General features: G+C 72.4%; 22 protein-coding genes. 5 read left to right on the top strand and 17 right to left on the bottom strand.

The features are described from left to right. Nucleotides 1–45: 45 nt before the first annotated feature. The 6 genes from J2S42_RS32465 to J2S42_RS32440 form a co-directional block, all read right to left on the bottom strand. Nucleotides 46–318, bottom strand: coding sequence for a DUF4235 domain-containing protein (locus J2S42_RS32465; RefSeq protein ID WP_307245333.1), 273 nt, complete (start codon nucleotides 316–318; stop codon nucleotides 46–48). Between the two features lie 18 nt (nucleotides 319–336). Next, nucleotides 337–765: a DUF3618 domain-containing protein gene (locus J2S42_RS32460; protein WP_307245332.1), complete on the bottom strand. Its 429-nt coding sequence runs from the start codon at nucleotides 763–765 to the stop codon at nucleotides 337–339. Continuing rightward, entirely contained in the window at nucleotides 762–1,217 is a 456-nt protein-coding gene (locus J2S42_RS32455; protein ID WP_307245330.1) for a phage holin family protein, read from the bottom strand. Before J2S42_RS32455 ends, J2S42_RS32460 begins: the two co-directional genes overlap by 4 nt. Nucleotides 1,218–1,356: 139 nt before the next feature. Further along, a complete protein-coding gene (locus J2S42_RS32450; RefSeq protein ID WP_307245327.1) occupies nucleotides 1,357–2,547 on the bottom strand; it encodes a mechanosensitive ion channel family protein in 1,191 nt (396 codons plus the stop codon). A 150-nt stretch (nucleotides 2,548–2,697) separates the two neighbouring features. Beyond that, entirely contained in the window at nucleotides 2,698–3,519 is an 822-nt protein-coding gene (locus J2S42_RS32445; protein WP_307245325.1) for a DUF1206 domain-containing protein, read from the bottom strand. 42 nt (nucleotides 3,520–3,561) lie between these two features. Continuing rightward, entirely contained in the window at nucleotides 3,562–3,939 is a 378-nt protein-coding gene (locus tag J2S42_RS32440) for a hypothetical protein (protein ID WP_370879309.1), read from the bottom strand. A 20-nt stretch (nucleotides 3,940–3,959) separates the two neighbouring features. Here J2S42_RS32440 and J2S42_RS32435 point away from each other — a divergent pair, with 20 nt between their 5' ends. Both J2S42_RS32435 and J2S42_RS32430 read left to right on the top strand, forming a co-directional pair. Next, nucleotides 3,960–5,156, top strand: coding sequence for a cysteine desulfurase-like protein (locus tag J2S42_RS32435; RefSeq protein WP_307245321.1), 1,197 nt, complete (start codon nucleotides 3,960–3,962; stop codon nucleotides 5,154–5,156). Between the two features lie 31 nt (nucleotides 5,157–5,187). After that, a complete protein-coding gene (locus J2S42_RS32430) occupies nucleotides 5,188–5,466 on the top strand; it encodes a GNAT family N-acetyltransferase (RefSeq protein ID WP_307245319.1) in 279 nt (92 codons plus the stop codon). A 58-nt stretch (nucleotides 5,467–5,524) separates the two neighbouring features. Here J2S42_RS32430 and J2S42_RS32425 read toward each other — a convergent pair whose 3' ends face one another. From J2S42_RS32425 to J2S42_RS32415, 3 genes are all read right to left on the bottom strand, one after another. Further along, a complete protein-coding gene (locus J2S42_RS32425) occupies nucleotides 5,525–6,484 on the bottom strand; it encodes a TIGR03557 family F420-dependent LLM class oxidoreductase (protein ID WP_307245317.1) in 960 nt (319 codons plus the stop codon). A 29-nt stretch (nucleotides 6,485–6,513) separates the two neighbouring features. Further along, nucleotides 6,514–7,140, bottom strand: coding sequence for a winged helix DNA-binding protein (locus tag J2S42_RS32420; RefSeq protein WP_307245316.1), 627 nt, complete (start codon nucleotides 7,138–7,140; stop codon nucleotides 6,514–6,516). 88 nt (nucleotides 7,141–7,228) lie between these two features. Continuing rightward, nucleotides 7,229–7,387: a hypothetical protein gene (locus J2S42_RS32415; protein WP_307245314.1), complete on the bottom strand. Its 159-nt coding sequence runs from the start codon at nucleotides 7,385–7,387 to the stop codon at nucleotides 7,229–7,231. Between the two features lie 83 nt (nucleotides 7,388–7,470). Between J2S42_RS32415 and J2S42_RS32410 the strand changes: the two genes are divergently transcribed. Continuing rightward, nucleotides 7,471–8,154: a pentapeptide repeat-containing protein gene (locus J2S42_RS32410; RefSeq protein WP_307245312.1), complete on the top strand. Its 684-nt coding sequence runs from the start codon at nucleotides 7,471–7,473 to the stop codon at nucleotides 8,152–8,154. 1 nt (nucleotide 8,155) lies between these two features. Here J2S42_RS32410 and J2S42_RS32405 read toward each other — a convergent pair whose 3' ends face one another. After that, nucleotides 8,156–8,386: a hypothetical protein gene (locus J2S42_RS32405; RefSeq protein ID WP_307245310.1), complete on the bottom strand. Its 231-nt coding sequence runs from the start codon at nucleotides 8,384–8,386 to the stop codon at nucleotides 8,156–8,158. 225 nt (nucleotides 8,387–8,611) lie between these two features. Between J2S42_RS32405 and J2S42_RS32400 the strand changes: the two genes are divergently transcribed. Both J2S42_RS32400 and J2S42_RS32395 read left to right on the top strand, forming a co-directional pair. Next, nucleotides 8,612–9,049, top strand: coding sequence for a MarR family winged helix-turn-helix transcriptional regulator (locus tag J2S42_RS32400; RefSeq protein ID WP_307245308.1), 438 nt, complete (start codon nucleotides 8,612–8,614; stop codon nucleotides 9,047–9,049). Nucleotides 9,050–9,131: 82 nt separating this feature from the next. After that, nucleotides 9,132–11,627: a M14 family zinc carboxypeptidase gene (locus J2S42_RS32395; protein ID WP_307245306.1), complete on the top strand. Its 2,496-nt coding sequence runs from the start codon at nucleotides 9,132–9,134 to the stop codon at nucleotides 11,625–11,627. Between the two features lie 276 nt (nucleotides 11,628–11,903). Here the strand turns inward: J2S42_RS32395 and J2S42_RS32390 are convergent, their stop codons facing one another. The 7 genes from J2S42_RS32390 to dhbA all read right to left on the bottom strand — a co-directional run bounded on the left by J2S42_RS32390 (nucleotide 11,904) and on the right by dhbA (nucleotide 18,166). Beyond that, nucleotides 11,904–12,545 (bottom strand): DUF6069 family protein, encoded by a 642-nt coding sequence (locus tag J2S42_RS32390; RefSeq protein WP_307245304.1) that lies wholly within the window; start codon nucleotides 12,543–12,545, stop codon nucleotides 11,904–11,906. 6 nt (nucleotides 12,546–12,551) lie between these two features. Further along, a complete protein-coding gene (locus tag J2S42_RS32385; RefSeq protein ID WP_307245302.1) occupies nucleotides 12,552–13,538 on the bottom strand; it encodes an RNA polymerase subunit sigma-70 in 987 nt (328 codons plus the stop codon). A gap of 40 nt (nucleotides 13,539–13,578) precedes the next feature. After that, nucleotides 13,579–13,776: a hypothetical protein gene (locus tag J2S42_RS32380; protein WP_307245300.1), complete on the bottom strand. Its 198-nt coding sequence runs from the start codon at nucleotides 13,774–13,776 to the stop codon at nucleotides 13,579–13,581. A gap of 204 nt (nucleotides 13,777–13,980) precedes the next feature. Next, nucleotides 13,981–14,595: an isochorismatase family protein gene (locus J2S42_RS32375; protein WP_307245298.1), complete on the bottom strand. Its 615-nt coding sequence runs from the start codon at nucleotides 14,593–14,595 to the stop codon at nucleotides 13,981–13,983. Continuing rightward, on the bottom strand, nucleotides 14,592–16,172 hold the full coding sequence (locus tag J2S42_RS32370; RefSeq protein ID WP_307245296.1) for a (2,3-dihydroxybenzoyl)adenylate synthase: 1,581 nt from the start codon (nucleotides 16,170–16,172) through the stop codon (nucleotides 14,592–14,594). Before J2S42_RS32370 ends, J2S42_RS32375 begins: the two co-directional genes overlap by 4 nt. An 83-nt stretch (nucleotides 16,173–16,255) precedes the next feature. Continuing rightward, nucleotides 16,256–17,407: an isochorismate synthase DhbC gene (gene dhbC / locus J2S42_RS32365; protein WP_307245294.1), complete on the bottom strand. Its 1,152-nt coding sequence runs from the start codon at nucleotides 17,405–17,407 to the stop codon at nucleotides 16,256–16,258. A gap of 15 nt (nucleotides 17,408–17,422) precedes the next feature. Further along, a complete protein-coding gene (gene dhbA / locus J2S42_RS32360) occupies nucleotides 17,423–18,166 on the bottom strand; it encodes a 2,3-dihydro-2,3-dihydroxybenzoate dehydrogenase (protein ID WP_307245292.1) in 744 nt (247 codons plus the stop codon). Nucleotides 18,167–18,213 lie beyond the last annotated feature (47 nt).

Raw genomic sequence — 18,213 nt, 5'->3', positions numbered from 1 at the left:
GCGTGGACGTACGGGGAGCGTGGTGCGCGCTCCCGGACGTACGGCCTAGTCGGGCCAGTGGCCCGTGACCCGGCGGACGCCGACCGCGCCACCCCGGTCGACCGCGGCCTTGACCACCGCGAAGATCGCGCCCTGGAGCGCGGCGGCGATCAGGATCTCGGTCCAGCCGCGGTCCTCGTCGGTCGCGTTCGGTGCGTCGTCGTCGTTACCGGCGAGGCGCCAGACCTCTTTGAACACCGCGCCCGCGATCGCACCCGCGGCTACACCGGCGAGGATACCGACCGGCTTGTAGGCCAGCTTATTGATCTTCTTTCCCACGGTTCCTCCCCCTGATTGTCAGCGACGCCGGCGGATCAGCCAGATCGCGAGCACGATCGCCGCGGCGGTGGCGGCCGCGATCGCCGCGGCCGGCACCGGGTTGCGGCGCACGGTGTCGCCCGCGTCATGCGCGCGAACCGACACGACGTCCTTGGCCTCGTGTGCGCGGTGCGACATCGCGCCGGCTGCCTCGTGCGCGCGGTGCGACACGATGTCGGCCGCCTCGTGCGCCTTCAGCGTCACCGTGTCCTTCGCGTCCTGGACGCGCATCGCGAACGCGGCCTTGGCCTGCTCGACCTGTTCCTTGGCGCGCGCCTTCACGTCCGCCTTCGCGGCCAGCGCCTGCACCGTGTCGCCCAGTTCGGCCCGGGTGCGCTCTATCTCGGCGCGCAGTGCGTCGAGGTCCTGCGAGGTCCCGTCGTTCTTCCGGACGTCTTCCATGGTCATGCCCGACCTCGCTTCACCGCTTCGGTCACGGCCTCGACGTCGGCCTTGACGCCGTCCGTGGCCGCCTGGGGCATCGGGGGTACGGCCTGCTTGACCTGCTTGCGGCCGAGCAGCGCCAGGATGCCCGCGCCGATGAAGAGGACCACCGTGACGATCAGCGAGGCCAGCCACGCGGGCATGACCAGCGCGAGCGCCAGGATGATGGTCGCGATGCCGGCGCCGAGCCCGTAGAGCGCGAGCGCGCCGCCGCCGCCGAAGAGGCCCACGCCCACACCGGCGTGCTTGCCCTTCTCGGTGAGTTCGGCCTTCGCCAGCGCGAACTCGTCCCTGATGAGTCGTGTGATCTGTTCGCTGGCCCGCTGCACCAGCTCGGACGTGGAGGGTTCACCGACCCGGGTCACCACCCGGCCGTTACCCGCCTGAGCGGAACTTCGGTTCAGGACATCCGCCATGACTCATTACTTCCCCGCGAGGCGCCGGTTTATGCAGGCCTAGCGCCTGAATCGACGTGAGGGTCGGAGCGAGGCGCGCGGTCCGGTCCGGGCGGCGGCTGGCCTCGCCGCAGCCCGGCATGCCACGTCGATACCGGCTCTAATGCGTGTGTACCGGCTCTTCCGGTCCGACGAACGCGTCGTTGCGCTCGTTGCCGTCCTCGCTGCCGCCGAACAGGCGCGCGTCGTCGTGCGGTTCGGACGGCCGTCCGGCCGCCGGGCGGCGCTTCTCGCCCCACTGCCAGCTGAGGTCCCCGCGGGAGTCGCCGACCTCGGCACGCCAGCGCGGCATCGTGGTCGGCTGCCGGTCCCGCACCCAGGCGACCAGGTGTTCGCGGACCAGGCAGCGCAGGTCCCAGAGCGTGCCCGCGTCCTGCGCACTGACCAGCGCGCGGAGGCGGATCATGCCGCCGGTCGCGTCCGTCACCTGAAGTACGCAGACGCGGCCGTCCCACAGCTGGGTGCCCTCCAGCAGGTTACGCAGCTCGTCGCGCATGTCCTGCACCGGCACGGACCAGTCGACGTCGAACTCGGCGGTGCCGAGCACGGCGGACTGCGTACGCGTCCAGTTCTGGAACGGTTTGCTGGTGAAGTACGACGTGGGCAGGATCAGCCGGCGGTCGTCCCAGATCTGCACCACCACGTAGGAGAGCGTCAGCTCCTCGATCTTGCCCCACTCCCCCTCGATCACCACGACGTCGTCCAGCCGGACCGCGTCGCTGAACGCGAGCTGGAGGCCGGCGAAGAAGTTCGAGAGCAGGGTCTGCGCGGCCAGCGCCGCGACCACGGACACCAGACCGGCGGAGGCCAGCAGACCACCGCCGACCGCGCGCACGTCCGGGAACGTCATCAGCATCACGCCGGCCGTGACCACCACGATCACCGCGATGGTGACCCGGCGCAGCATCACCACCTGGGTGTGCAGCTGGCGGGCGCGGCGGTTGTCCGGCACGTCGGTGCGCCAGCGGGACAGCGTCAGGTCCTCGAACGCGACCAGGAACGCGCCGATCAGCCACGCGCCCGCGGCCATCACGAGCAGCACCAGCGCGTGCAGCAGGTGCCGGCGCCATTCCGCACCGGCCGAGTCCGCGGTGGTGAAGCGCACCGCGAGCTGGACCGCCATCAGCGTGATCGCGAACTGCACCGGCCGGTGGGTGTGCTCGGCGAGTTCGGACGCGAGCCGGGAATGAGCGGCGAGCTTCTTGATGATCACGTGGGTGACCGCGACGAACAGCAGCGCCAGCGCGGCGGCCGCGACGGTCACGCCCACCGTGATCAGGACGTCCTCCACGGAAACGTCTCTCCCTCCGTGTCGGGATTGATTCGAACCGAGGCTTTTGCCCGTCTTGTTCCTGAGGAAACCTCGGACCCATGCTAGGCACATCACATGACGGAGCCGGGTCGCGCACGCGACCCGGCTCGGGTGTGACGCAACGGTGATTCAGACCTTGCGGTAGCGGAACTGCACGAAGCAGTAGGCGCCGTACGCGGCGATGCCGAGCGCGACCAGCGTCAGCAGGATCGGTCCGTAGCTCTGCTCGACCAGGGTACGCAGCGCGGCGTCCAGGCCACGCGCCTTCTCCGAGTCGTACGTCACGGCCGCCGTGATCACCAGGAAGCCGGCGATGCCGTACGCGATGCCCTTGGAGATGTAACCGGCCATGCCGAGGCGGCGAGAGATCCTGCGGACCGACGGGCTCATCTCGCCGGTCTTCAGGTGCTCCTCGAACTTCTTCTTCCAGCCGTGGTAGATCATGCCGAGGCCGACGCCCAGCACGGCCAGCCCGGCCAGGCCGACCAGCAGCCGGCCGCCGGTGGAGTCCATCAGCTTCTCGGTCAGCTGCTGCGAGCTGTCCGCGTTCGACGCGTTCGCGCCGGAGACCACCTTGTACGCGGTGTACGCGAAGTACAGGTAGGTCAGCGCGCGGCCGACCGAGACCAGGCGCTCGAACACCCGCTCCCGGCCCTGCTCGGCCTGGTGGCCGACCGCGGCCTCGAGCGCCTGCCAGATCGCCATCGCGACCAGGCCCACGCCGATCGCGCCGACCAGGAACGCGCCGAACGACTGCGACGCCAGCTCCTCCAGTGCGCCGGCCTGCGAGTTCTCCCCGCTTGAGTTGCCGAACGCGACCTGGAGGGCCAGCCACGCGAGCAGGAGGTGCAGCACGCCGTACCCGATGAATCCGGCCCGGGCGAGCAGCTCCAGCGACTTGCTGTTGGCGGCACGGGACGCCGTGCCTCGAGCTTCATGGGTGAGCGACATGAACCGTCAATCACCGAATGGAGAGATTCGTAAACGTACTGCTCAGTTGACTGAGATCTGGATCGCCGCCTGGGTGTCGGTCAGCGACTCCAGCTGGACCAGGAAGCCACCGACCTCGGTGGCGGCCTGGCCGACCGTGAGCGCCACCTGCTCGCCGGCCACCTCGAACGTGGCGACCTGGCCCTGGACCTCCACCAGCTTCGCCTCGATGCCGAGGATCTCGGCGCTGGCGGTAGCGCCCCGGTCGAACGTCACGGTGCATTGGTCGAGGCCGCACTGCGTGCTGTAGCCCTCACCGGAACACGCGGCGAGCGAGAGCGCGAGAACGGCTCCGAGAAGGGCGGCGGGCACGGCGCGGATGATGCGTCGGTTCGTCGTCACCCGTCCAGGGTACGGGGCCGCCACCACCTCGATGATCATCGCCGGTTATCGTGCGCCGCATGTCGTTCGACGTCGACGCGATCCGTTCCCGCTATCCCGCCCTGGCCGAGGGCTACCTGCACTTCGACAACGCGGGCGGCAGCCAGGTCGCCGCGCCGGTCGCGGACGCGGTCGCGGCCACCATGCGCGCGGCCGTCTCCAACCGCAGTCCCGCGTTCGAGCCCGGCCGCCGTTCCGGCGAGATCGTCGCGGCCGCCCGGCACGCGCTGGCCGACCTGCTCGGCGCCGCGCCGCAGGGTGTCGTGCTCGGGCCGAGCGCCACCGCGCTGACCTACCGGGTGGCCCGCGCGCTAGCGGACACCTGGCGGCCGGGCGACGAGATCATCGTCTCCCGGCTCGACCACGACGCGAACGTACGCCCGTGGGTGCAGCTCGCGGCGCGGGCCGGCGCGGTCGTGCGCTGGGCCGAGTTCGACCGTGCCACCGGCGACCTGCCGGCCGGGCAGTTCACCGAGCTGATCGGTGAGCGGACCCGGCTGGTGGCGCTGACCGCGGGCAGCAACGCGAACGGCGCGGTGCCGGACGTGGACGCGATCACCGCGATCGCCCGCGCCGCCGGTGCGCTGACCTATGTGGACGGCGTGCACAGCACGCCGCACGTGCTGACCCAGACGACCGCGGACTTCTACGTGACCAGCGCGTACAAGTGGTCCGGCCCGCACCTCGCGGCGGTCGCGGCCGATCCGGCGCTGTGGGAGCGGCTGCGGCCGATGAAGCTGGCGCCGTCGTCCGAGGCGGTGCCGGACCGGTTCGAGCTGGGCACCCCGGGCTTCGCGCAGCTGGCCGGCGTGACCGCGGCGGTCGAACACCTGGCCGATCTCGCCTCGTCCTCCGGGCCGGACCGCCGCAGCCGGCTCCGCGCCTCGTTCGCCGAGATCCAGCGGTACGAGACCGGGCTGCTCACCCGGCTGCTGGACGGCCTGGCCGCGCTGCCGGGCGTGACCGTGCTCCCGGCGCCGCGGCGGCGCTGCCCGACCGTGTCGTTCCGGCTGGCCGACCAGGCACCGGCCCGGACCGCGGCGCTGCTCGGTGACCGGAACATCTGCGTGTCGGCCGGCGACTACTACGCCTACGAGTTCTTCGAGGCGCTCGGCCTGCGGGACGGCGGCGGCGCGGTACGCGCGTCGATCTACCACTACAACACCGCGGACGAGGTGGACACGCTGCTGAACGCGCTGTCCGAGCTACAGGGCTAGTCTTGCGGAAGTCGATCGAGGGGGCGCACTGATGGGTGCCGAGGTACGGGACAACGCGGCCGAGAGCCGGTTCGAGATCGTCGTCGACGGCGCGGTCGCCGGGTTCGCGGCCTACCGGGTGCGCGACGATGCGCTGATCTTCACGCACACCGAGGTCGAGCCCGGTCACGAGGGTCAGGGCCTCGGGTCCACGCTGGCCGCCGGTGCGCTGGACGCGGCCCGGGAGCGCGGCGCCACCGTGATCCCGCGGTGCGCGTTCATCAAGGCCTACATCGAGCGCCACCCGGACTACCAGGACCTGGTCGCCTGACCCGGATCCCGCCACGGCCGCCGGGAGCGGCCGGCGGTCGTGGCGTGCGGTCAGCATCTCAGTTCTTGAGGGCGGGGAAGACCTTCTCCCGGTAGAGGTCGAAGAAGCCCGCCCAGTTCGGCCCGATGTTGGACACGTAGACCTCGTCGAAGCCGGCTTTCGCGTACGCCGAGATCTGCTCCAGGTGGGCCTCCGGGTCGCTGCCGCAGACGTGCGCCTCACGCATCTTGTCCTTCGGCACCATCTCGGACGCCTGCTCGAAGTGCTTCGGCGACGGCAGCACCTGGGACAGCTCGCCCGGCACGCCCGCGTTCGGCCAGCGCCGGTAGGCGATCTCCACCGCCTCGTCCTCGGTCGGCGCGAAGCACGCCTTGAAGCCGCCCTGCGCGGGCTTGTCGCCGCCGCCGTTCTCCCGGAAGCGGCGCACCATGTCGCCGTCCGGCATGACGCTCACGTAGCCGTCGCCGATCCGCGCGGCCAGGTCCACCGCCTTCGGCCCGAAGCCGGACACGTAGATCGCCGGTGGCTTCTCCGGCATCGTGTAGATCCGCGCGTTCTCCACCCGGTAGTGCTTGCCCTCGTGGTCGACGAACGAGTCCGGGTGCGCCCACAGCTTGCGCATCACCTCGACCGCCTCCTCGAGCATCTCCAGGCGGGTGTCCGCGTTCGGCCACGCGTCGCCGAGGATGTGCTCGTTGAGCGCCTCGCCGGAGCCGACGCCGAGCACGAACCGCCCGTTGTGCAGCACCGCGGACGTGGCCGCGGCCTGGGCCAGCACGGCCGGGTGGATGCGCACGGTCGGGCAGGTCACGGCCGTGGTGACCGGCAGCGTGGTGACCTGGCTGAGTGCGCCGATCATGGACCAGACGAACGGGCTCTGGCCCTGCGCGTCCACCCACGGGTGGTAGTGGTCGGAGATCCAGAGCGCCTCGAACCCGGCCTGCTCGGCGCCACGCGCCTGCTCCAGCAGCTCGGCCGGCGTGAACTCCTCGCTGGACAGGAAGTAACCGATCTTCATGGCATGCCGGTTACCCCGCGACGAGCAGGTCAATCGTCGTCGCGCGGGGCCAGCATCACGTGCATCGCCTCGCCCGGCTTCGCCTCCGGGCAGCGCAGCCGCAGGTCCAGGTGGCCGAACGGGCTGCCGACCAGCCAGCAGTGATGCGGCTGGCCACTGCCCGGGTACGCGTACGACTCGAAGAACCGGCAGGTCACACACATCTTCGTGATCGGGATCTGGTCGGCCGCCTGCATCGTCCTGATCTTGGTGGTGACCACGTCGAGCAGATGCTGGCGGCGCAGCGCGTCCAGATCGTGCAGCCCGTTGAGCAGGTCCGCGGCCCAGTTCATCGGCTCGGCCGGCTCGGCACGCCCGGCCTCGGTCAGCGACAGCCGCATCTCGGCCGGCGAGAACGACGGCGCCGGCCCCATCGCGACCAGCCCCTCCGCGACCAACGTCTCCACGGCCGCGAGCAGTGACTTCGTGGTCATGCCGAGGTCCTTGGACAGCTCGCTCAGCGGGCAGCTGGCGTCGCGCCGGCGCAACACCAGCAGCACCTGCTGCTGGGCGAGCGTGCGTTCGGCCGCCGGTGCGTCGTCGTCGGCCGCGCGGACCGCGACCGCCACCCGGGCGAGCCCGGCGGCCAGATGGTGCTGCGACAGTTCGAGATCCACAGTTCCGCCCCAGGTCGGTGACGCTCCGTCTCTGTGCAGGTCGCCACGGTACCCGGAGTGCAAATTGCAGAGCATGACGGCCGAACGGCTAACGCTTCCCGCCGCCGAACATCGCCCGAATCGCCAGGACCAGGAACAACACGCCTGCCACGATGCCGAGCGCCTGCACGACACCGATGTCGGACCAGGCCCGTTCCTCGGCCGCCAGCACCGACATCACCCGGTCGGGTGTCACGAAAGAATCCACGCCCAGAACCATAAAACCCATTCGAGGGTACGGCGAGAGGGGCACGTCGGACCGGCGGTGCGCCCGCTCCATAGGGTGTCCGGGTGCCTCCGTCCCGCCGCCGCGCCGCCTCAGCACCCAGCTCCGCCGAGCCGAAGCCGCCGAAGCCGCCGTCCACCGTGGAGATCGCCCCCGGCGACCCGGAGCCGGAGGGCTCGTACGCCCGGCTCGCCTACTACGACGTCGACCTGTCCGGGCGCGCGGCCGAGGCGCTGCGGTTCACCCAGTGCCGGTTCCGCGCCGCCGACCTCTCCGGCGCCCGCCTGGACCAGCTCGCGCTGACCGACTGCCTGGTGCAGAACTCGAACTGGGCCAACCTGACCAGCGACGGCGGCGCACTCACCCGGGTCGACCTGCGCGACTCCCGGATGACCGGCCTCACGATCACCGACGGCACGCTGCGCGACGTGCGCGCCGAGGAGTGCCGGCTCGACCTCTCCGGCTGGCGCTTCACCCGCTTCGAGGCCGTCCACTTCATCGGCTGCAACCTGACCGGCGCCGACCTCACCGGCGCAGATCTGCGCGGCGCCCGTTTCACCCGCTGCGACCTCACCGGCGCCCAGCTCCACCAGGCCGACCTCACCGGCACCCGCTTCCGCGCCTGCTCCCTGGCCGGCATCGGCAGCCCCAGCCAGCTCCGCGGCGCGATCGTCCACGAAACCGACCTACCCGCCCTCTCCCACGTCCTCGCCGCCGCCATGGGCATCACGGTCGACACCGAGTTCTGACCTACGGCCGGGTCTCTACCGCGTACAGCGTCCGCTTGGCCAGCACCGGCACGCCGTGGATCGTCGCGCCGGTCGCGGCGTCCAGCGTGCCGCTGCGGTGTGGCCGCGCCGGGTGGCCGGTGAGGGGTCGCAGCGCGCGTTCCCGGAGCGATGCGCCGGTGTCCAGGTCGTGGCGGGTCAGCAGGCCGCGCTGGGTGAGCGACCAGCAGCGAGGGCCGTGGGCGGCCGGCACGCGGAGCCACCGCGGGGCCGGACGGGCCCGGGGCGGCTCACGCCGGACCGTGGCGACTTCGATGCGGGTGTGGTGCGAACGGGGTGAGCCGGCCGCGTGACGTGACCACGACGGTCGCCGCGCCGGGGCGCTCGTGGAGCGGTCGCCGGGCGAGCAGCGCGAAGGACGGCACCGGGTGATACTTGCACACGCCGGGTATGGGCTTGCGCCTGTTAGGCTGGCCGGATGGGGATCGCGGATGACGCGGTGCAGGTCCGGGCGCAGGGGTGGCGGACGCTCGCCGCGCTGTACGGGCTGATCGACGCGGCGCTGGAGCGGGCGCTGTCGTCCGGGCACGGGCTGTCCGTGGTCGAGTTCACGGTGCTGGACGCGCTGTCCCGGCAGGACGGCTTCCACATGCGGATGTCGCAGCTGGCGCGCGCGGCCGCGCTGTCGTCGAGCGCCGCGACCCGGCTGGTCAACCGGCTGGAGGATCGCGGGCTGCTGGGGCGCTATCTCTGCCAGGACGACCGCCGCGGGATCTACTCCGAGCTGACGCCGGCGGGGCGCGAGCTGCTGGCGAAGGCGCGGCCCACACACGACGAGGTGCTGGCGCGGGCGCTGGAGGAGGCCGGCCGGACGCCGGAGCTGGCACCACTGGTGAAGGCGCTGCACCAGCTGTAACACGCATTTGACAGCGACAGATATTGATTCGATCTCTGTCGCCCGGCCAGGATCTTGAGCACATCCATCGTGGAGGTGCTTCGTGCGCTCACCGGGCAAGATCCTCACCGGGCTGCTGATCGCGGGTCTCGGTGTCACCGCGCTGCCATCGACGGCGGTCGCCGCCCCGCCGGATCCGGTCACCCGCGACTTCGGCAACGGGCCGGAGCGCAACGAGATCGCGGCCGCACCGGCCGACGCGCCGCCGAGCACGGCCGCCGCGGAACGGACCGCGGACCGGCACGGCGGCGGCTACCCGCGGCAGACCCGGCTGCGCGTCTACCCGGAGAACCCGGCCGACAAGTCGATCAAGCTGGGGCTGGTGCCGTACCACGGGATCGCGCCCCGGCTGAACGCGCTGCAGACCGCGAGCAACCGCGTCTCCGCCGAGGTGATCGGCCAGTCCGTGCTCGGCCGGGACCTCTACCTGGTCACCGTCACCGCACCGGAGAGCGCGGCCGAGACGCGCCGGCAGTCGGAGTGGCGGCGGCTGATCGAGGACGACCCGGTCCGGGCCGCGCGCGACCGCGCGCTGAAGCGCGACTACAAGGCGCCGATCTGGATCAACGCGAACATCCACGGCAACGAATGGGAGGGTACGGACGGCTCGCTGCGCCTGATCGAGCAGCTCGCCACCGCGACGGACGCCGCCACCACCGCCATGCTGCGCCGCACCCGGGTCTACTTCACCGTCACCAACAACCCGGATGGCCGGATCGCCGGTACCAGGGCGAACGGCGCCGGCTTCGACATCAACCGGGACCACGTCACGTCGTCGCAGCCGGAGTCCCGGGCCGTGCGCGCGGTCGCGATCGACGCGCAGCCGCTGGTCATGCTGGACGAGCACGGCTACACCGGCACCACGCTGATCGAGCCGTGCACGCCGCCGCACGGCCAGAACTACGAGTACGACCTCTACCTGCCGCACGCCTACCGGAACGCGCTCGGCATGGAACGCCGGGTCAACGCGCTCGGCCAGGCCGTCGACATCCCGTTCCGCGACTACGCGCCCGGCGACTGGGACGACTGGCCACCGATCTTCACCCCGATGTACGCGATGTACCACGGCGCGATCGGCCACACCGTGGAGATCCCGCTGCGGGTCAACAACGCGGACTACGACGCGCTGCCGGCCGCGGAGCTGCAACGTCGCGCCGCGCTCAACACGTCCGTCGTGGAGGCGACGATCCGCGGTGCGCTGGAGTACACGTCCGCGAACCGGGAGTCGCTGATCGCCGGCCAGATCGAGCAGTTCCGCCGCGGCTGGGCCGGTGAGCCGCTGCGCGACGTCCCGGACGAGTTCGTGCCCGGGTACGGCCCGGAGGACCGCTACAAGACCGAGTTCCCGCGCGCGTACGTGATCCCGGCCGGTTCCCCGGCCGCCGCGCGCCTGGTGGACCACCTGGTGGCGCACGACATCCGGGTCGGCCGGGCGTCCCGCGGCTTCGTGCTGTCCGGGCGGTCCTACGCCGCGGGCACCTACGTCGTCGACATGCATCAGCCCAAGCGCGGCCTGGCGAACGCGATGCTGGAGGCCGGCCGGGACATCTCCGCGCTGGTGCCGCAGATGTACGACATCTCCGGCTGGTCGCACCGGCTGCTCTGGGGCGCGCCGGTCTCGATCGTCCGGCGCGGCACGCTGCCGGGCGGCCTGCACCCGGTCACGGTCGCTGCTCCCACCGGTGCGGTGCCGGCCGGCCGCGGGGACGTGTTGCTCACGCTCACCGACGCGGCCGACGTCCGCGCGCTGAACGCGCTGCTGGACCGCGGTGTCCCGGTCCGCCGGCTCGCGGACGGCACGGTCGTGGTGCCGCGCCGGGCGGCCGCCGAGATCGCCGCCACCTACGGCGTGCGGTTCACCGCCGCGCCGCGCGGTGCCACCGGAGTCCCGCTCACCCGCCCGGTGATCGCCGCCGCCGCGGCCGCGGACGAGCTGCTGGTCCTGCGTGACCTCGGCTTCGAGGTCCGGCCGGTCTCCACCTCGGCGCTGAACGCGGGCGCGTCGCTGGCCGGCGTCTCCGCGCTGTACGTCTCGTCCGGTCTGTCCTGGTCCATGTTGAATCCCGGCGCCAAGACGCAGGTCGCGTCCGTGCGCGCGGTGATCACCCGCGGCGTCACCGGTGCCCGGTTCAACAGCGAGGCCGGGCTGCTCGCGGTCACCGCGGTCGCCGGCCGCTCCGACGCGAACGGCGTGGTGTCCGTGCTCAACGGCCCTGGCCCGGTCGGCACGACCGCGCTGCCGCACTCGTTCGTCTACTCGCCGCTGTGGTTCACCGGGCTGGGCGCGGGGGTGGTGGCCGAGCAGCGGTACGCGGCAACACCGCTGGTCGCCGGCCATTGGCGCGCGTCCGACGACGGCACCGGCGGCCCGGCCGACGCGGCCGGCCAGGCCGCGGTCGTCTCCGGTGTCTCCGCCACCGGCACCGCGACCGTCCTGTTCGGCACGGAGCCGCTGTTCCGCGCCCACCCGAAGGGCCTGTATCCGCAGGTCGCGAGCGCGATCCTGTGGTCGGTGACGGCCTCGGTCACCACGCACTGACCGGACCGGTCCGGCGGCGGGCTCCCCGCCGCCGGACCGGTGCCGCCGGGCCATTCGCGACCGCGTGCTGCGCCTGTCTCCTCGGCCGTGCCGCTGCTCGCCCTGCGCGGTACCAGGCCGTCGGAACCGGCGCCGCTGCTCAAGGCGGTCGCCGAGCTGTCCGCACCCGGCCGCCGTCCATCACCCGCGAAACGCAGCCCACTCCCGCTCCCCCGCCGGCCCGCCGTCCCGAGGAAACCCGCGACCGCCGCGCTCTGGATCGGCCCGGTGCTCGGCTCAGCCGGTGCGGAGCGTGCGGGCCAGGGCCGGGATCATCACCGCTGCCGGGATCAGGTGCAGCGCGACCAGGGCCGCGACGGTCGCCGTGTCCGCGCCGACGAGGAACGGCGGGATCAGCGAGATCGCGGTCAGCGCCGTGGTGATCCGGACGAAACGCGCGGCGGGACGGACGCTCCACCGCCGCAGCGCGGCCGCGATGACCACACCGGCGAGCGAGCAGACGCCGGTCACCAGGGCGAAGCCGGGCAACGGGATGGCCTCGCCGTCGATGTCGAGACCGACCCCGGCGGCCCGGGCCAGCGCGGCCGCGAGCGTGGTGGCCACGGCCGCGGCGAACGTGGCGGCGAGGCCCGTCCCGGCGAGGCGACGCCAGGCCGGCCGGGCGGTGTTCATGCTGGTCATGCCGGTCCTCCTGAGGGTGATGACACGCAGGGTGGCCGTGCGGCGGCCGGGGTTGCGCAGCGCGCGGACGCCGGTGCCGCGGAGCCAGAAGGCGGCGTCGCGGCCGAGGAGCGGGCCGGGGGTGCCGTCGCGCAGTTCCAGCCGCACCCGGCCGCGCGTCACGACGGCGAACGCGTCGTGCCACTCCGCCGCGACCACCGGGACGCGGGCACCGGCGCGCAGCGTGAGGGTGCGCACCGGGGTCTACTCGGTGCCGTCCGCGGGCAGCCGCTCCGGCAGGCCGAGCCGGGCGAACCGGTCGGCGTGGAACGTGGTCAGCTCGGTGATCGCGCCGCCGGTGATCCGCAGGACGTCGAGCGTCAACGGCAGGTACGCCCGTTCCCGCTCCCGCCAGTGGTAGAACGCGACGGCGGGCTGCCGGTTCACGGCGGTGGGGACCCCGCGCAGGCCGGTCAGGTCCGGGAAGCCGTCCCGGGTCCAGTCGTTGACCACCGCGTCGCGGCCGCGGTGCAGGCCCGGCGTGGGCGGCATCGAGAACCGGACGTCGTCGCGCAGCATCCCGGCCAGCGCCGTGACGTCCGTGGCCACGCTGGCCTCGGTGAAGCGGCGGACCAGCTCCCGCGTGCCGGCGTCCTCGACGCCGCCGGTCCAGTCCTGCCGTTCGGCCGGCAGGTGCTCCCGCATGCCGGCCCGGGCCCGTTGCAGCGCGCTGTTCACCGAGTTGACCGAGTCGCCGAGCAGGTCCGCGACGTCCTTGGCCGGCCAGCCGAGCACGTCCCGGAGGATCAGCACGGCCCGTGGGCGCGGCGCGAGATGCTGGACCGCGACCAGGTACGCCAGCTCGATCGTCTCCCGTGCGACCGCGACGGTCTCCGGCTCGTCCGCGTCGCCGGCGGGCAGTTCGTCGAGCAACCGGTCCGGGTACGGCTGCAGCCACGGCACCTCGCCGCCGGTGGCCGCTTCCGGGCGTACCTTGGCGAGCAGGTCCAGGCAGGCATTGGTGGCGATCCGGTACAGCCAGGCCCGCAACGTCGACCGTCCCTGGAACGTCTCCCGCCGCCGCCAGGCCCGCAGGAAGGTCTCCTGCACCGTGTCCTCGGCGTCCTCGAACGAGCCGAGCATCCGGTAACAGTGCACGTGCAGCTCCCGGCGGTGGCGTTCGGCCAGCCCGGAGAACGCCGGCTCGGTAAGAGCGGTCTCACTCATCGCGTCATCCTCACGTCCCGTCATGTCCTGACGTAGGTATGACGGGCGCCGGCGCGAGAACTCATCACCGTTCCGGCTCCACCGCCGTGATCCGCACGCTGAGCCGGCCGCCAGCCTCACACATGCTCGCACGCCATTCCCACGACTGGCAGACGAACTCGCCGCCCTGCCGCCTCCAGGTGTTGCCGTGCGAGTCGGTCTTCTCGTCGCCGGCCGACCGGACGATCTGCCGTAATTCGGCCAGGTAGTGCGCCGCGTGCATGTCCCACCCCGCCCGGTGCCGAAAACCGCGTGTCCCACCGATCCAACGACGGACGTCGACCCCACCGCTTCGGCCGACGGGCCGCGGCTCACCGTCGTTTTCCGTGGGATGCCCGCCGATCGGCAGTCCCATTCCGGTCCGGTGGGCGTGGATCCGGGGCGGCCGGCGATGTCGGGCGAGTGACCGGCCGGCCGCCCCGGAGGATCAGGTGGGGAAGACGGCGGCGGTGGGGAGGACGACGCCGCAGTGGTCGGCGATGCGGGTGAGGGCGGCGTCGTGGTCGGCACGGCTGAAGTCGGCGACCGCGTCGGAGACGACGAAGGCCTGGATGTCGCGCATGAAAGCGTCCGCGGCCGTGGCCGCCACGCCGATGTGGGCGTAGACGCCGCAGATGACCAGCTGGTCGCGGGTGCCCATCAGCGTGTCCAGCGTGGTGCGGTGGAACGCGCTGTAGCGCCACTTCGGCATCAGCGTCTCGCCGTCGGACAGCGGCACCACGATCTGCGCGGGCACGCCCGCACCGACGCCGGCGCCCCACATCTGCTGCTGCAACCCCCGCTGCGCGGGCGTCTGACCGCCGGGCTGTGCGGAGAACACCACCGGCACCCCGAGCGCGGCGGCCCGTGCGCGCAGCCGGTCGATCGCGTCCAGCATCGGGTCCAGCGGGGACGTGCCGGGCGTGTAGTAACGGAGGAAGTGCCGCTGGAGATCGTGCACCAGCAGCACCGCACGCGCCGGGTCGACGGTCCACGACACCCGCCCACGCGGAAGATCAGAAACCTCTGGCAGCGGGTACGGATCGACGACCGGAATGCTCACGAAAGCCCTTCCCTGCGACGGAGACGTGCCTTGCTGATCTTGCCGACCGCGGTCTGCGGGAACGCGTCCACGAACTCGACCCGGTCCGGGATCTTGTAGGCGGCGAGGCCCCTCGACCGGACGAACGCGCGTACCTGCCCCGCGGTCAGCGACGGCGCGGCGGGCCGGAGGATCAGGTAGGCGCAGGTCCGTTCGCCCAGCACCGGGTCCGGCACCGCGACGACCGAGGCGTCCAGCACGGCCGGGTGGGCGAGCAGCTGGTTCTCCACCTCCTCGGCCGCGATCTTCTCCCCGCCCCGGTTGATCTGGTCCTTGGCCCGGCCCTCGACCACGAGGTGCCCGCTCGGCAGCTGCCGCACCAGGTCACCGGTCCGGTAGAAGCCGTCCGCCGTGAACGCGACCGCGTTGTGCTCCGGAGCCCGGTAGTAGCCGCGGATCGTGTACGGCCCGCGGGTCAGCAGATGCCCGACCTCGCCGGCCGGCACCTCCCGATCGGACGCGTCGACGATCCGGATCTCGTCGTCCGGCGAGATCGGCCGTCCCTGCGTGCCGACCACCAGCGCGGGCGGGTCGTCGGGCCGGGTGTAGTTGACCAGGCCCTCGGCCATGCCGAACACCTGCTGCAACGCGCAGCCCAGCACCGGTTCCACCCGCGCGGCCGCCTCGTCGGAGAGCCGGGCGCCGCCGACCTGCAGCAGTTGCAGCGAGGACAGGTCCGCATCGGACGACGCGGCCGAATCCAGCCAGACCATCGCGAGCGGCGGCACCAGCGCGGTCATCGTCACCCGTTCCGCCGCGATCAGCGGGAACGCCACGGCCGGGCTCGGCGCCGGGCACGTCACCACCCGGCCGCCCGCGTGCAGTACGCCGAGCACGCCGGGCGAGCTCATCGTGAAGTTGTGCGCGATCGGCAGCGCGACCAGGTAGACCGTGTCCGACGACAGGCGGCAGATCTCCGCGGACGCGCGGATGCTGTAGAGGTAGTCGTCGTGCGTGCGCGGGATCAGTTTCGGCAGGCCGGTGCTGCCGCCGGACAGTTGCAGGAACGCGACGTCGCCGGCGCTCACGTCCGTACCGTCGAAGGGTTTGCCGTCCGCGAGGTCCGCCGGGGTGACGACGTGCCGCAGCGACGGCGCGAGCGGCCGCACCTCGTCCGCGAGCCGGTGGTGGTCGAAGCGCTCCCACACGCCCGGGTGCACGTAGGCGACCGCGTCGGTGGCGGCCGCGATGTGCCCGATCTCGGCCCGGCGGTGCGACGGCAGCGTGAACACCGGCAGCGCGCCGAGCCGGAACAGCCCGAGCACGATCGGCAGGAATTCGCCGATGTTCGGCAGCTGCACCACCACGCGGTCGCCGCGGGACACCCCAAGATCTTCGAAGGCCCCGGCGGTACGGGAGGCGGCCTCGTTCAGCGCGGCATAGCTCCACCGCCGCGCACCGTCCACGACGGCCACCCGCTCGCCGAAGCGCGCGGCCAGCCCGTGCAGCCATCCGGAGAACGTCTCGCCCTGCCAGTACCCGGCCGCCCGATACCGTTGCGCGGTCGCGTCGGGCCACGGCGTGAAGTCAGTGAGCATTCTGCAACCTCGCGAGGGCGTCAACGGCCGGCTCAGGCGCACCTGATCGGGCGCAATCGGGTTGGGACGACGTTGCGGAACGCTCACTCATCGCCCAGCCCCATCGCGCGCAGCATGGTACGGAACTTCGCGGTCGTCTCGGCCAGTTCCGACTCCGGCGACGAGCCGGGCACGATGCCGGCGCCGGCGTAGAGCCGCATCGACCGGTCGTCCACCTCGGCGCAGCGGATCGTCACCACCCACTCGCCGTCCCCGGCCGCGTCCGCCCAGCCGACCATGCCGGTGTAGAAGCCGCGGTCGAACGGCTCTATCTCGGCGATCGCGGCGCGGGCCGCGTCGACCGGCACGCCGCAGATCGCCGGCGTCGGGTGCAGCGCGTGCGCCAGTTCCAGCGACGAGATCGCGTCGTCCGCGACCTCGGCCGCGATCCGGCTGGCCAGGTGCCACATGGTCGCGGTCGGCACCACGGACGGCCGGACCGGCACCTCGATCTCCTTGCAGTACGGGCGCAGCGCCTCCACCACGGACTCGACCACGACCGCGTGCTCGCGCAGGTCCTTCTCCGAGTCGCGCAGCGCGGCGGCGCGGCGCACGTCCTCGTACCGGTCGGTGCTGCGGGCCGCGGAACCGGCCATCGGGTTCGCCACCACGCGGCTGCCGAACCGGGAGACCAGCAGCTCCGGGCTGGCACCGACCAGCGTGCGGCCGTGCGGGAGGTCGGCCGCGAACGTGTAGCCGCGCGGGTCCCGGTGCGCCAGCCGCCGGACCAGGTCGCGCAGGTCGACCGGCGCGTCCGCGGTGACGTGCAGCGACCGGGCCAGCACGACCTTGGTGAGCGCGTCACCGTCCATCATCTCCAGTGCCCGGGTGACGCCCTCGGTGTACCGCGCGGGCTCCGGGACCGGGCGCAGGTGGTAACCGTTCTCCACCGGCGCCGCGAACGTCCGGCCGGACGGCGGCGCGGACCGGCGCACCGACATCGGCACGTACAGTTGCGCGGCCGCGGTGCCGTCGAACGGGATCGCGCCGACCGCGATCGGTGCGTCGTCACCGGCCTCGCGCAGCGCGCCCAGCATGCCGGACACGTACGAGGGGAGGTCCGCGGCCCGGCCGGGCACGCCGACCGCCACCCCCTCGGCCAGCAGCGTGTGCCGGGGGGAGGCGAAGAAGAACGACGACCCCGGACGGTAGTCGTCGATCAGCTCCGTGGCCGCTTGTGTCCTCAGGTCGGTCATCGAGTGAACCTCCGCTCAGGCGCGCAGGGTGGCGCCGCCGTCGACGTACAGGTCGTGCATGGTGATGTGCCGCGCCGCCGGTGAGGCGAGGAACAGCACCGCGTCCGCGACGTCCTCGGGCTCGGCGATCCGGCCGAGCGGGATACCGACGCGGTACGACTCCGGGTCGCCGCGCAGCACCGCGGCCGGCCCGGTCCCCTCGCTCCACATCGCCCGCTGCATGGGCGTGTCGGTGGAGCCGGGACAGACCGTGTTGCACCGCACGCCGTGCCGCGCGACCTCCAGACCGAGGCTCTTGGTGAACATCACCGCGGCGGCCTTGGACGCGGCGTACGCGGCCATGCCGGCGCGCGGGACGCCCGCGGCGTTGGACGCGACCGTGATGATCACGCCGTCCCGGCGGGCGACCATGCCGGGTACGACCGCGCGGCTGAGGTTGAAGACGCCGGTGGCGTTGACCGCGAACGTGTCGGCCCAGTCGCGGTCGCTCAGCGAGGTGACCGGGCCGAGACGGAGAATGCCGGCGACGTTGACGAGCAGCCCGATCGGCCCGGCCACGCTGGTGATCTCGCGGACCGCGTCGGCGTCGGTGACGTCGAGACGTACCCGCTCGATGTTGGGGTGATCATGTCGTTGTTCGTTACGGTCGGTGGCGATGACTCGGGCACCCCGGTCCGCCAACGCCCGCGCGACCGCCGCACCAATCCCCTGCGCCGCGCCCGTGACCAGCGCGGTCGTACCGGCGAAGACGTGCTCCATGCCAGTTCCTCCCGGTTTTGGGCACAGCGGACCCGCACACATAGAGC

Origin of the sequence: Catenuloplanes indicus, from assembly GCF_030813715.1 — a bacterium.
In the GTDB taxonomy this organism is placed as follows: domain Bacteria; phylum Actinomycetota; class Actinomycetes; order Mycobacteriales; family Micromonosporaceae; genus Catenuloplanes; species Catenuloplanes indicus.
Note: the sequence above shows the minus strand (reverse complement) of the source record. Positions and strands in the feature narration are given on the sequence as shown.

What these genes read in the sequence shown, in the direction of transcription:
- J2S42_RS32460 (WP_307245332.1), bottom strand. Translation starts at nt 765, where the DNA reads ATGACCATGGAAGACGTCCGGAAGAACGACGGGACCTCGCAGGACCTC.
- J2S42_RS32455 (WP_307245330.1), bottom strand. Translation starts at nt 1,217, where the DNA reads ATGGCGGATGTCCTGAACCGAAGTTCCGCTCAGGCGGGTAACGGCCGG.
- J2S42_RS32380 (WP_307245300.1), bottom strand. Translation starts at nt 13,776, where the DNA reads ATGCACGCGGCGCACTACCTGGCCGAATTACGGCAGATCGTCCGGTCG.
- dhbA (WP_307245292.1), bottom strand. Translation starts at nt 18,166, where the DNA reads ATGGAGCACGTCTTCGCCGGTACGACCGCGCTGGTCACGGGCGCGGCG.
- J2S42_RS32440 (WP_370879309.1), bottom strand. Translation starts at nt 3,939, where the DNA reads ATGATCATCGAGGTGGTGGCGGCCCCGTACCCTGGACGGGTGACGACG.
- J2S42_RS32435 (WP_307245321.1), top strand. Translation starts at nt 3,960, where the DNA reads ATGTCGTTCGACGTCGACGCGATCCGTTCCCGCTATCCCGCCCTGGCC.
- J2S42_RS32445 (WP_307245325.1), bottom strand. Translation starts at nt 3,519, where the DNA reads ATGTCGCTCACCCATGAAGCTCGAGGCACGGCGTCCCGTGCCGCCAAC.
- dhbC (WP_307245294.1), bottom strand. Translation starts at nt 17,407, where the DNA reads ATGACCGACCTGAGGACACAAGCGGCCACGGAGCTGATCGACGACTAC.
- J2S42_RS32385 (WP_307245302.1), bottom strand. Translation starts at nt 13,538, where the DNA reads ATGACGGGACGTGAGGATGACGCGATGAGTGAGACCGCTCTTACCGAG.
- J2S42_RS32370 (WP_307245296.1), bottom strand. Translation starts at nt 16,172, where the DNA reads ATGCTCACTGACTTCACGCCGTGGCCCGACGCGACCGCGCAACGGTAT.
- J2S42_RS32400 (WP_307245308.1), top strand. Translation starts at nt 8,612, where the DNA reads ATGGGGATCGCGGATGACGCGGTGCAGGTCCGGGCGCAGGGGTGGCGG.
- J2S42_RS32425 (WP_307245317.1), bottom strand. Translation starts at nt 6,484, where the DNA reads ATGAAGATCGGTTACTTCCTGTCCAGCGAGGAGTTCACGCCGGCCGAG.
- J2S42_RS32430 (WP_307245319.1), top strand. Translation starts at nt 5,188, where the DNA reads ATGGGTGCCGAGGTACGGGACAACGCGGCCGAGAGCCGGTTCGAGATC.